This window comes from Arcicella rosea (genome assembly GCF_040543805.1).
Taxonomy (GTDB): domain Bacteria; phylum Bacteroidota; class Bacteroidia; order Cytophagales; family Spirosomataceae; genus Arcicella; species Arcicella rosea.
In genome coordinates, this window is record NZ_JBEUMS010000007.1 from 285,199 (window position 1) to 298,745 (window position 13,547).

The following is a 13,547-nucleotide window of genomic DNA, read 5'->3' on the forward strand; positions in this document are numbered from 1 at the left end:
AACCATTTTGATATACAAATATGATTTCAAAAACAATTCAAGGACAACAAAGGGTAATCATTGAAAATGTTAGCCCACAACTCGATGCAGGACGCTTTGCTGTAAAAGCTTTTATTGGCGATACCATCAAAGTTGAAGCTGATATTTTCTTGGATGGACATGACCAATTAAGCGCAAGATTACTTTACAAGTTTTCAACTGATGAAGCTTGGACTGAGAAAAAAATGAGTTTCGTCAATAATGACCGATATGAGGCATCTTTTGAAGCTGCTAAAAATGGTTTTTATACTTATACGATTGAAGCATGGGTTGATCATGCTGCTACTTGGGAACATGAAATTGATATGAAAATCAAGGATGGTCAAATAGTCAATGTTGAACTTTTGATGGGTGCTAACATTCTTGACAAAATGGCTAAAATAGCTTCAAAAGAAGATAAAACTGAATTGAAAGCTACTGCAAAAATTTTCAGAGACAAAAATACTTACAACGAAGCCATCGCATTTACTCATAGTGAAAAAATGCACCATTGGATTGAACAATATCCAGATAAACAGTTTATAGCTACTCATAAAGAACTAAAACTTTGGGTTGATAGAGAAAAAGCAGCATTCTCGTCTTGGTACTCAATGTTTCCACGTTCTGCCTCCTCTAAAAAAGGACAGCACGGAACATTTAAAGATGTCGAAGAAAATGTACTTCCTCGTTTAAAATCATTAGGTTTTGATGTTTTATATATTCCGCCAATTCATCCAATCGGTAAGCAATTCAGAAAAGGGAAAAACAACAGTACCACTTGTGAAGAGGACGAACCGGGAGTACCTTATGGAATTGGCTCAGAACTAGGTGGACATACCGCTATTTTACCAGAATTAGGAACATTAGATGACCTAAAACATTTAATTGCTACTTGTAACGAAATGGGAATTGAATTGGCTTTGGATTTGGCGATTCAATGTTCTCCCGACCATCCTTGGGCAAAAGAACATCCAGAATGGTTCAAGATTCGCCCTGATGGAACAATTCAGTATGCTGAAAATCCTCCGAAAAAGTACCAAGATATTTATCCAATCAATTTTGAGTCTGAAAATTGGCAAGGACTTTGGGAAGAATTGAAAACGGTAATTATGACTTGGGCTGAATGGGGAATCAGAATTATTCGTGTTGATAATCCACACACTAAAGCTTTTGGATTTTGGGAATGGGTTATTGCCGAAGTACAAACTGTGTATCCTGACATGATTTTCTTGGCTGAGGCATTTACAAAACCTAAAGTAATGGCACAATTAGCTAAATTGGGCTATACGCATTCCTATACTTATTATACTTGGCGAAATACAAAGGCGGAATTAATTGGCTACATGAATGAATTGACCAAAACCGAACAAGCTTTATATATGCGTCCAAACTTCTGGTCAAATACGCATGATATTCTTCCTTGGTGCTTACAAACAGGGCTTGAGCCAATGTTTATTATTCGTTACTTCATGGCAGCTACACTTTCGTCTAACTATGGAATTTTCGGACCTGTTTATGAATACATGATTAACGAAGGAAATCCTAATAAAGAAGAGTACAAAAATTCTGAGAAATACGAAATAAGACATTGGGATTGGCAAATGGAAAATAAACTAACCCATGTTATCCGTAAAACCAATGAAGCGAGGATTGAAAATTCAGCTTTACAAAGAACCAATAATATTACTTTCTGTGATATTCAGAATGACCAAGTATTGGCTTATTTGAAAACGCATTCAAACGGAAATAAGATTTTATGCGCCGTTAATCTTGACCCTCACAATCGTCAGGGAGGAAATGTAAGAATTCCCTTGCATTTAATTCATAAACATCCTGACCAAGAATATATCGTTCATGATTTGATTACTGGTGCAAAATATGTTTGGCGTGGCGAATACAACTTCATTGATTTAGATCCACACATTATGCCAATGCACTTATTTAGAATTGAAGATATTTAGAAAACAAAAAGACCTTTTCTTCAGAAATAAGAAAAGGTCTTTTAAAATCATCCTAACATGAAAGAAGCAATATTAACATTATTCCAAAGAGATTTAAAAGTTCTTATCAAAGAAATAGAACAGTATCCTGACGAAAATCTTATTTGGCAAACAGTAAATGGAATAAATAATTCCGCTGGAAACTTAGCGTTACATCTGGTCGGAAATCTGAAAACTTATATCGGCAAAAATCTAGGGAACATTGAATATATCAGAAATCGTGAACTTGAATTTTCAGCAAAGAATATTCCACGACAAGAAGTACTCCAAGCCATCAATGAAACATTAGAATCTGTAACAATTACACTTGCTCAATTAAGCCCCGAACAATTATCAAATACTTATCCAGAAAATGTATTGGGTTATGAAATGAGTATCGAGTATTTCTTGATTCATTTACATGGACATCTTACTTATCATCTCGGACAAATTAACTATCACAGAAGAATTATTAGTGAAATGTAGTAAAGTTATTTTCTTGAGAAATTTTCCAAATTTAGGACTCCACGAGGACAAATCTCTGAACAAATTCCACAACCAACACAAGAAGCCCTAACAATATCTTGTCCTTTTTGCGCATAAGCTCTTACATCAATGCCCATTTCGCAAAAAGTAGAACAATTCCCGCAAGAAATACATTGACCAGCATTTACGCTGATTCTGTATCTTGATTTATATCGCTGAACGATTCCTAAATAAGCTGCCAAAGGGCAACCAAATCGACACCAAACACGGTTGCCCATTAATGGATAAAAGCCTGTTCCGACAACTCCTGCAAAAATACTTCCAATCAAAAAGCCATAAATGTATCGGATAAAATTGGTGTCAATAATTCCGAAGAGTTTACTCTCTTTGGTAAAAAAAGTATAAAGTACTCCAGCTGTCATTATCAAAGAGAAAGCTAGTATTCCATAAATAGAGTAACGTTCAATTTTCCATGCTTTTAAAGATTTATCTGATAATTGTCTGAATGGGTCTCCTACAGTTTCTGCCAATCCTCCGCAACCGCAAACCCAAGAACAATACCATCGTTTTCCGAAAAAATAAGTCATTACTGGAACGCCAACAATAAACAAGAAAATACCCCAAGCCAACATAAAGTAGCCAATTGTACCCGCAGCAATTTTCTTTTCTATATTATAATCAAAAAAGAAGGCATAATCTAAAGGGAATATATTTTTAAAGTCTTGATAAGGTAAATTCAAACGAGCAAGTAATTCTGGAATTAAAAAAGCGAAGCAGGTTTGAAAGAACATCACCGAAATGGTTCTTATTTTCTGATAATTGTTGTGGCGATATTTACGAATCATTCTGATTCCCATTCCTAAAATGGCAATCGTGTAAATGAAGCCATAAAAAAACCACTGATCAGCCACTTTTCCTTTAATGATTAAACTTATCGGGTCTGTCAAGGAAATAAGCCCTTGAATGGATGCAGGAAACCAGTAAAGAAGTATGTAGAAGATAATTAGCAGACTGCCTATCAGCATTCCAAGCCATCCTCTATTTGTTGCTGGATTTTGAAAAATATAATTATTATTCATTGCGTCTAATTAAAAATCCTTGAAATAAGATTTGCGATATTTTTCTTCTTTTTTATCAAAATGGGCTTTTCAGGATGCTCCAGATTGTACTTTTCAAGTATAGCATTAATAAAAGGTTTTGAAAACTCTGGATTAAAATTGGCTTCGTCTAAATGTTCTAGCACATATTTGATTGTACTTTTATTTCGAATCCATTTTTCACAAGTTGCTTGTCTCAAACGAATGCCCAAAGCATGAATTCCAATAATCCTTTCACTTTCAGCATCATAATTAATTCTTAAACAATTATTATTCTCTGGATTCTCCCAATAGAATGTTCGTTCATTCGCAGTTAATATCTGTGCTATTTTACCATAAACTTGGTATTCTATCTCGAAAAACTTGGCAGAATTGTAAAAAATGTTAGGTTCGTACTTCGTTGGACTTCCGCAAATGCTTTTAGCGACAGTTTCTCCCATTAATTTTCCGGAATACCAAATCTGCTCAATCGCCTTTCTTTCATTCGGAGGATTTCTGTGTTCTACACAATCGCCGATGGCAAAAATATCTGGCTCACTCGTTTCTAAATACTCATTCACTAAAATACCTTTTCGACTTTCAATTGAAGTATTTTTCACTAAATCAATATTTGGACTTACTCCTATTGTCAATCCAATAAATTCACAATCTATCTTTTTATCTTTTGACGTCAAAACACCAATAACACACTGATTTACAGAACAATAAACCTCCTTTAATTCAGTATTTATTAATACTTTAACACCCTTTTTTGTTAGATGTTGAGTAACAACATTAGCCTCTTCAATCGGCAGTACATTTCCCCAGAAAGTATTTTCACGGATTAGAAAAGTAACTTCAATATTTCTAGAAATCAATATTTCTGCTAATTCTACTCCAATCAAACCTCCTCCTACAATTACTGCTTTTTTAATGTTTTTAGTATTCTCTTCTAACTTCTCTAAATCTTGTAAATGATAAAGCCCTTGTACTCCTTTTATAGCAGGATTAATATTGGGCAAAGTATTATAATTTGAACCTGTTGCTAAAATCAATTGATCGTACTCAAGTAATTCTTTAGTTAACTGAAGATTTTTTCTTTCAATATTGATTGATTCTACTTTATCATACTTTAATTCAATGCGATTTTTCTCCCAAAACCAATCTTCATAAGGTTTAGTATGTTCGTACTTCATTTGTCCCATATAAACATACATGAGTGCTGTTCTTGAAAAAAAATGTGTTGATTCTGATGAAATAACCGTGATTTTGTAATCGCTTAGTTTTCTGATGTGCCTAGCCGCAGTAATTCCCGCAATTCCATTTCCTACAATGACAATATGTTTCATACTTGATTCTTAAAAATCTTTTTCGAATTTACAATAAATTGATGGCTAGTGATTGTTCAGAAGTATCATAAAATAAAAATTTCTACTTCCATCATTCAGCAATCCGCAAAGGATACTATCTTTGTGCCACGATTCTCTGGCATCGAGGTCAATTAATCACAAAAACTCAATGCAACACAAACTCATCCTATCCAGTCCTCTACTAGGTATTACCATTAGTCGTCTCTGTCAAGAATTGATTGAGAATCATCAGGATTTCGAAAATTCTGTGATTATTGGCTTACAACCAAGAGGTATTTTCTTTGCTGAAAGAATACATCAAGAACTAGAATCAATTACTGGTGTTAAAATTCCTATTGGTTATTTAGACGCAACTTTCTATCGTGATGATTATCGTCGCCGTGAATTAGTGAAAGCCAATGCTACCAAAGTACCTTTCATCATTGAAAACAAACAAGTAATTTTAGTTGATGATGTTCTGGCAACTGGCCGAATGGTAAGAGCAGCACTAGATGCTATGACAGCTTTTGGGCGTCCAAGTAAGGTTGAATTATGTGTATTGATTGACAGAATTTACAACCGAGATTTACCCATAAATCCTGATTATGTTGGTAAAAAAGTAAATACCCTTGCTACCGAAAAAGTATTAGTAGAATGGAAAGAACAAGGGCATGAAGCCGATAACATTTGGTTAATTACAAAATAGCATGCAAAAACTAAGTACTCGACATCTTTTGGGGATTAAGGATTTAACACCCGACGACATCGAACTCATTATGGCTACTGCCAAGGAGTTCAAAGAAGTAATTAATCGCCCCATCAAAAAAGTACCTTCCCTACGTGATGTAACAATTGCAAACGTATTTTTTGAAAACTCAACTCGTACTAGGCTTTCTTTTGAACTAGCAGAAAAACGCTTATCTGCTGATACTATCAATTTTTCCGCTTCTGGAAGTTCTGTTAAAAAAGGAGAAACACTTCTTGATACTGTAAACAATATTTTGGCAATGAAAGTAGATATGATTGTGATGCGTCATGCTAGTCCTGGCGCTCCTCATTTTCTTTCAAAACATATTTCTGCCAATATTGTCAATGCTGGAGATGGAACCCACGAACATCCAACACAAGCATTGTTAGATTCTTTTTCAATGCGTGAAAAGTTAGGAACAGATTTAGCTGGAAAGAAAATCGCAATTATTGGTGATATTTTACATTCAAGAGTAGCCTTATCAAATATTTTTGCGCTTCGCAAACAAGGAGCCGAAGTAACACTTTGTGGACCATCAACCTTGATTCCACGTTATGTGAATGAATTAGGCGTAAAAGTTTCACATAATGTAAAAGAAACCTTAGCTTGGTGCGATGTAGCGAATGTACTGAGAATTCAATTAGAAAGACAACAAATAAAGTATTTCCCTACGCTTAGAGAATACTCTTTATATTTTGGTATCAACAAAAAGATGTTGGATGATTTAAATAAAGAAATCATCGTAATGCACCCGGGACCAATAAACCGTGGGGTTGAACTTACTTCTGATGCCGCAGATTCTCATCATTCAATTATCCTTGACCAAGTTGAAAATGGTGTTGCTGTAAGAATGGCAGTACTTTATTTATTGGCTGGTCAAAACTAATTTCTATTCTTACTCATAGTATTCCTACAATGCTATGAGTAAGCTTCTTTCTTCCTGTTCCTTTTCTCATTTCTTTTTTTCTATTTTTTATAAAATTACCATTCAAGCTCTAAAAAAGGCAAAATATTGTATATTTGATAAAAAAATAGACTATTCCACGAAATTGTAAACAAAAAAGGACAATCAAACTCATTTCAATTTTATTATCGGTATTTTACGCTTCACTAACTAATGATGAAATAAAATTCTATGAGCTTAACCGAATCTATTTCAAAAGAAATTTTATATTTACAAAAAGACATCAATTCGCTTTGCAAAAAATCCATTAACCATAATTAAAATGGCAAAAACGTCCAAAACAACTACTCAACCAACCGAAACAACTAAGAAAAAAGTAAGTAAAAAAGAAGTTGTAGAAGTACCAGAAGTAATCCAGACTCAAAGTGCTCCAGTAATTCTTAAAAATGTAGAAGTATTCAGTCGTTTTTCTGATTTCGACATTGATCTCTTTAAAGCTGGAAAACATTACCGATTATTTGAAAAGTTTGGCTCACACATTACAGAATGTCAGGGCGTACAAGGTGTCTATTTTGCAGTTTGGGCTCCTTCAGCAAAATCAGTATCTGTCATCGGGAATTTTAACTATTGGGATAAAGGTAGCCATCATTTATTTGTACGTTGGGATGCTTCAGGTATTTGGGAAGGCTTTATTCCTTACATTGGTAAAGGAGAAACCTACAAATTCTGTATCCAAACTCAGGATAACCGTTTTATTGAAAAAATGGACCCTTATGCTCAACACTTTGAAACACCTCCACGCACCGCTTCAGTAGTTTGGGACAACTGGTATGAATGGACAGATTCAGACTGGATGGCAAAGCGTCATACAAAAAACTCTTTGACTTCCCCGATGTCTGTTTATGAAGTACATGTGGGTTCTTGGAGAAGAAAAGAAGGAAATGAAAAACTTACCTTCGTAGAATTAGCAGACCAATTGGTGAATTATGTGAAAGAAATGGGCTTCACGCACATCGAATTCATGCCAATTATGGAACACCCTTATGAGCCTTCGTGGGGTTACCAAGTACTTGGATATTTTGCTCCTTCGTCTCGCTTTGGAACACCTCAGGATTTCATGTATTTGGTAGAAGAATGCCATAAAAACGATATTGGAGTATTACTCGACTGGGTTCCTTCTCATTTTCCGGGCGATGCACACGGGTTATACGAATACGATGGAACTCATTTATTCGAACACCCAGATATGCGTAGAGGCTATCATCCAGATTGGAAATCTTATATTTTCAATTATGGTAGAAACGAAGTGCGTAGCTTTTTGATTTCTAATGCTATTTATTGGTTAGAACGCTACCATGCTGATGGTTTAAGAGTTGATGCCGTTGCTTCAATGCTTTATTTAGATTATTCTAGAAAACATGGTGAGTGGGAACCTAATATTTTTGGAGGAAATCACAACCTTGAAGCCATTTCTCTTTTCAAAGAATTGAATGAAACGATTTACTCTCAGTTTCCAGATATTCAAATTATCGCAGAAGAATCTACTTCATTTACGGGCGTTTCAAGACCGATTTATGCTGGAGGTTTAGGCTTTGGTCAAAAATGGATGATGGGATGGATGAATGATACATTAAATTACTTCCAAAGAGACCCAATGTATCGTCGTCATCATCAAGACCAATTAACATTCTCTACGGTTTACGCATTCACCGAAAATTTTATGCTTCCGCTTTCTCATGATGAGATTGTTTATGGCAAAAAATCTTTAATAGGAAAAATGCCAGGCGATGAATGGCAAAGATTTGCGAATTTAAGGCTTCTCTTTTCATACATGTTTACTCACCCAGGTACAAATCTGATTTTTATGGGTGGAGAGTTCGGTCAAACATCTGAATGGAATTTTGAAAAAGGATTAGATTGGTGGTTATTAGATCATGCCCCGCATATAGGTATCCAAAACCTTATGAAAGCACTAAATAATTTATACAAAACAGAGCCTGCTTTATACGAAAAGCAATTCTCACATGAAGGTTTTGAATGGATTGATACTTCAGATAGAGATAATTCAGTTGTTGTATATGCAAGAAAAGGAAATGTCAATAAAGAACAGCTTATCATTATCTTGAATATGACGCCAGTTCCTAGAGATAATTACAGAATTGGCGTACCAATGCAAGGAATTTGGAATGAAGTTTTGAACTCAGATGAACACCATTTCGGAGGAAGCGGAAAAACCAATAAATCAGTAATTATGGCTGAAGAAATTGCTTGGCAAGGAAAAGCCTATTCCATTTCTTTAACGATACCTCCACTCGGAGCAAGTATTCTTAAAGTTAAATAACGTAAAAAGGGATGATACGAAGAAAGTATCATCCCTTTTTTTTTATAGAGTATAAACAAAAAAAAGACCTATGAATCCGCCAATTCAAGGGTCTTTTCAAAATCATCATACAACAAATAAAATAAATTTACTTGTCTGTAAATAATATTTTAGAACTCTTTTTTACCGCCATAAAATAGAATCTAAAAATATTACTGTAGTAATCAAATAGTAAATTACCGCCATAATTTTGTTATTTGATTAAGTAAAATTAACACAAATCCACCGATGTTGTATTTAAAATGCTATGATTTTTACAAGAATTACACGAAGTAAGAATTTAGCCATTCCAAGCTAAAATTTTGATGTGAATTTTAAGAATTTGTTGTTTGAGCGAAAAAATATGATGATTTAAGTGTCTTTTAATTTAGATTTCTTAATCAAATATTCATCAATAAGTCTATTAGTGGTTGTGAAATTTATAAAAAAATAAAGACTCGATGCATTGCTCCGAGTCTTTACACAATCCGCCTAAGTAGTAATCTTTAGGGCATAGCCCAATATTTTTTCTCGTATTTTTAGATGAAATACTTTATAAGTAAATCACAGAAAATTAATTGTTCGTAATGTTAGATTGAGACCGCAAGTTGAGAGGATTCTATAAAAGAAGAAATCAATAAAGCTATCAAAATGATGTAAGCTTTTTCTTATCTTTTCCTAACACTTGGCGGAATGTTATTAAGTACAAGTATAGAGAATATTAACTACTCTTAATTGTCAACCATAACTTGATTAATAATCTCTTTAACAAATATATAACTCATTTTACAATCAACAAAAATTTCAGGGATTATTTATTAGATAAAACCAATAAGTATTATCAAAAATAATTTTCTTTCATCTTCGCTGCCTCAAAGTTCATCTTAAAATTACTTACTTGAATAGTTAATAATGGTGATAACCGTGAAACATCAGGAAAGTGAGTTCCATCAACCAATACTTTATTAACTTTTGAAAGTTTAATTTTTCCATTAAAACTAAAAGGAGTAATCATTAAATTATTCTCTGATTTTTGAGCCAATTTAAAAGTGAACCAGTTATTTTTTAATGGAATAGACAAAAAGTTTTTATTAAATTTTGCTTCAAAAATAATTTTATTATCTAACCTTACCTTTACACTTGTTTTACCATCTGCTTCATTTAACCATTCAAAATCAGCTTTTTCTTTTGGAATTCCCCAATTTTTTCTTCCGTTTAAAACACTTTCATCAGAAGAAACATATATTTTGCTGATTGAAAATACTTTTGCCCAATCAAAAGTAAACATACCAGGAATAAAAAGTAATTCTTGATATTTACCAACATTTGAAGATTGGTAATCGACTAACATTACTGTTCCAAAATATCCTAGAAATCTACTTTTTTGAAAATCTTCCATAAATCCATTTCCAATAACAAACTCTTTCGGAAACTTATAAATCATTGCGTAAGCATTCCCTGTTAAATGCCAAGGAGCTTCAGCAAGAAGTTTTATTTCACTTTGATTTTGCATATTGATAGGTTTAATGTCCAGTTTTTTTATAAATAAGTAGCCAAATACGTTTGCATTTCTGTTTGTACTTTTTTCGCTTCTTGAGCTGCCTTCTCAGCAAAATCTTCACCAGATGAAGCATAAATAATTGCTCTTGATGAATTAACTAATAAACCGCATTGTTTATTCATCCCAAATTTAGATACTTCTTCTAAACTTCCTCCTTGTGCTCCAACACCTGGTACTAATAAAAAGTGTTCAGGAACAATACTCCTAATTTTCTGTAACATTGCTGCTTTAGTAGCACCCACTACATACATTAATTGTTCTGAACTGCCCCACTCCTGAGATTTTGTAAGAACTTCCTCAAAAAGTTGTTTTTCATTGGTTAACGAAAGTGTTTGAAAGTCTTTACTCCCAGCATTTGACGTTAGTGCTAGCAAGATAACCCATTTATCAGCGAATTCAAGAAAAGGTTTTACAGAGTCTTCGCCCATGTATGGTGCCACAGTAACAGAATCAAAGTTTAATCCCGATGATTGTTCATCAAAAAATGCTCTAGCATATAAACCTGAAGTATTTCCAATGTCACCTCTTTTTGCATCAGCAATAGTAAAGCATTCTTTTGGAATGTATTCTAATGTTTTTTGAAGACTTTCCCAGCCTTTGGCACCAAAAGCCTCATAGAAAGCGATATTGGGTTTATATGAAACCGCATATTGATGAGTAGCATCAATAATTTGTTTGTTAAACTCAAAAATTGGGTCTTTTGTTTGAAGTAAATGTCGGGGAATCTTCTGAATATCAGTATCTAAACCAATACACAGATATGATTGTTTTTGTAAAATTTGCTCAAAAAGCTGCGACTTTGTCATTTATAAAATCTTAGTTTTCTTTCTAAAAAGTGCTAAGTTTAATTGGAGAAAGAAATTTGCTTAATCTTCTGAAGAAGCAAATTTTGTGGACAATATTAATCTGTTCGTGGTCAAAAAACAAAAAAACTTACATATCTAATCTTTTTTTTACTTAATACAATTTAAAAAACACCAATTACAAGCCTTGTTTAAAGGAATTATGAAACAAAAGTCAAAGTACTTTGTCTTCAAAAACACTAAAAAAACCTAAGCTTGTTTGAGGCTTAGGTTTTTTGCAGTTAAATATCTTACATTTTTAATTTCTCAATTTCACGAATCACATTCACAATTCCTTTCAATGGTATTTTAACCCAATCGGGTCTATAATTAATTTCATAGCCCAATTCGTAAACGGCTTTTTCTAATAAGTAAATCAACATTAAAAAATTTATTTCATTATTATTCTTGAACAATGGATGTGGATGCCCAAAAGTATCCAAATACTTATCCATAAAAGTTTGCTGAATCAATTTATACCAGCGGTCTGCTACAGTTTGTACTAGATGAGGTTCAAATTTTAATGCAATAGCATCATTCAACATTTTTGCTGAAATAGCATAATGATAGCTCCTAATCATTCCAGCTACATCTTTTAAAGGAGAATGTTTAATTTTCCTGTCGGTAATAGAGCTTTCTGGCTCTCCTTCAAAATCAATAATTATATAATCGTTTTGTGTAGCTAATACTTGTCCTAAATGATAATCTCCATGAATTCTGATTCTTTGAGAAAGAATTGGTTTGGTTAAAATTCCATCTGCAAATTCATCAATCAATTCTCTGGCTTCCATAAAATCCCAAGCTAATTTTCGGGTCACGACATCTGTGATTTTTGTATAATTATCAATGAGTAAATTATATCTTTTATCTAAAAGGTTGGTTAATCTATCGTGCAAAAACTTCCGATAAGTATCATCAAAATTTACAGGAACAAACATTTTTTCAGCTTCAGTATTGTACAAAGCCAAGTGCATTTCAGCGGTTCGTTGCGCCAGTAATTCTACTTGTTGAAATACTTCCTCCTTAATTGAAAATGATTTTGCCATAAAAGCTTCAACAAAATCTTCCAATTGTTCGCCCGTTTGTATCCAACTATCTGCTTGGTTTTCTACCATTCTCTGCATCATACCAAGCGTAATATCTGGATTAAGGTCTTCTTTCCATACCAAACTCCCTGCAAAAGCAGGAATAAAAGCAAAATTGGAATGTTCAGTAATAAATTCAACCATATCTACTTCTGGATTGGTTTCTGTAAACAATTTCCTGTAAAGCTTCAAAAAATATTTATCGCCAAAAACAATCGCAGAATTTGAAGAATCAACAGGCAAAACTCTTGAAGAAATCGGTGCATTGATATCTTCTCCTAAAAAACCCTTGCCACGAGTAAAATCTACTTTCCCTTTAGCTTGTCCAATATTTTCTGCATGTGCTAAATGATAAAAAATAGCTTGTTGAAAACGTTCATCATAAATCGCATCCACAATAATTCCTCTTTTATTATTGATATATGCCAAAGTGATGATTCCTTTTGGAGCAATATCTTTATTATGGCTAGCATCAATAAATGAAACAGGTAATAAATAATTTTCAATCTCACCATCTTCATAAGAAACAGTAACAATCATCAACAATGCCATTGATTCTTCAATTGGAATTTCCAAAGCTGTTGTTACTTTAAAAGCCTTTTGAATTCTGGCTTTTCCAGCAAACCATCTACAAGTATTCATGTAAGCCGGTAAAACATTTTTTTCAAAATTGTCGAAAAGCTCTGTGTCTGCACGGATTTTTTCCCAAGCAATCTTTGAATTTAGTGAGTTTATTTTTGACTGAATCATTATTTAGGAAGGAATTTTGATTTATAAAAATGGTATTTTCTGAGTTTAAATTTAGAATATATTTATATTTAAAAAAAGTAGAATATTGGTTTCATTATCATAAAAAATATTTTTCAAAAAAAATACCCTACAATGTTTTGATTATCAACAACTTTAACAATTTGTTTGCTTTTTTTTCATTTTGTGGTTGTGTATTCTAAATATTCTCTCTACCTTTGCACCACGAAAAACGAACAGCGATACCAAATATCGAAAAAGTTTTAACCCAATGGTCCGTTCGTCTAGGGGTTAGGACACGTCCCTTTCACGGATGAAACACGGGTTCGATTCCCGTACGGACTACAAGAAGTTAACAAGCCCTTCATATCAATATGGAGGGTTTTTAATTCT

9 protein-coding genes, 1 tRNA gene and 1 pseudogene are annotated in these 13,547 nt (G+C 33.3%); 6 read left to right on the plus strand and 5 right to left on the minus strand.

The window, feature by feature from the left end:
- Positions 1–20: 20 nt before the first annotated feature.
- Together ABID42_RS11605 and ABID42_RS11610 are read left to right on the plus strand one after the other, a co-directional pair.
- Entirely contained in the window at positions 21–1,979 is a 1,959-nt protein-coding gene (locus ABID42_RS11605; protein ID WP_367283788.1) for an alpha-1,4-glucan--maltose-1-phosphate maltosyltransferase, read from the plus strand.
- A gap of 57 nt (positions 1,980–2,036) precedes the next feature.
- Positions 2,037–2,483, plus strand: a complete 447-nt coding sequence (locus ABID42_RS11610) for a DinB family protein (RefSeq protein WP_367283789.1) — start codon at positions 2,037–2,039, stop codon at positions 2,481–2,483.
- A 5-nt stretch (positions 2,484–2,488) separates the two neighbouring features.
- On the opposite strand, the pseudogene ABID42_RS11615 reads toward ABID42_RS11610, so the two are convergent.
- Together ABID42_RS11615 and ABID42_RS11620 are read right to left on the minus strand one after the other, a co-directional pair.
- Positions 2,489–3,562: pseudogene (locus ABID42_RS11615) on the minus strand (4Fe-4S binding protein); the annotation flags it as partial.
- 5 nt (positions 3,563–3,567) lie between these two features.
- Positions 3,568–4,908 carry an NAD(P)/FAD-dependent oxidoreductase gene (locus tag ABID42_RS11620; protein ID WP_367283790.1) on the minus strand — a complete coding sequence of 447 codons (1,341 nt, stop codon included), beginning with the start codon at positions 4,906–4,908 and terminating at the stop codon, positions 3,568–3,570.
- Positions 4,909–5,077: 169 nt separating this feature from the next.
- Between ABID42_RS11620 and pyrR the strand changes: the two genes are divergently transcribed.
- From pyrR to glgB, 3 genes are all read left to right on the plus strand, one after another.
- On the plus strand, positions 5,078–5,614 hold the full coding sequence (gene pyrR / locus ABID42_RS11625; protein ID WP_367283791.1) for a bifunctional pyr operon transcriptional regulator/uracil phosphoribosyltransferase PyrR: 537 nt from the start codon (positions 5,078–5,080) through the stop codon (positions 5,612–5,614).
- A gap of 1 nt (position 5,615) precedes the next feature.
- Complete coding sequence (locus ABID42_RS11630; protein ID WP_323328936.1) at positions 5,616–6,542, plus strand: aspartate carbamoyltransferase catalytic subunit; 927 nt, start codon at positions 5,616–5,618, stop codon at positions 6,540–6,542.
- Positions 6,543–6,882: 340 nt separating this feature from the next.
- Complete coding sequence (gene glgB / locus ABID42_RS11635) at positions 6,883–8,901, plus strand: 1,4-alpha-glucan branching protein GlgB (protein WP_367283792.1); 2,019 nt, start codon at positions 6,883–6,885, stop codon at positions 8,899–8,901.
- A gap of 859 nt (positions 8,902–9,760) precedes the next feature.
- On the opposite strand, the gene ABID42_RS11640 is transcribed toward glgB, so the two are convergent.
- The 3 genes from ABID42_RS11640 to ABID42_RS11650 form a co-directional block, all read right to left on the minus strand.
- Complete coding sequence (locus tag ABID42_RS11640) at positions 9,761–10,432, minus strand: acetoacetate decarboxylase family protein (RefSeq protein ID WP_367283793.1); 672 nt, start codon at positions 10,430–10,432, stop codon at positions 9,761–9,763.
- Between the two features lie 26 nt (positions 10,433–10,458).
- A complete protein-coding gene (pyrF, locus tag ABID42_RS11645; RefSeq protein ID WP_323261174.1) occupies positions 10,459–11,286 on the minus strand; it encodes an orotidine-5'-phosphate decarboxylase in 828 nt (275 codons plus the stop codon).
- Between the two features lie 287 nt (positions 11,287–11,573).
- Positions 11,574–13,157: a putative maltokinase gene (locus ABID42_RS11650; protein WP_367283794.1), complete on the minus strand. Its 1,584-nt coding sequence runs from the start codon at positions 13,155–13,157 to the stop codon at positions 11,574–11,576.
- A gap of 270 nt (positions 13,158–13,427) precedes the next feature.
- Here ABID42_RS11650 and ABID42_RS11655 point away from each other — a divergent pair.
- Positions 13,428–13,499, plus strand: a tRNA-Glu gene (locus ABID42_RS11655).
- Positions 13,500–13,547: the final 48 nt, after the last annotated feature.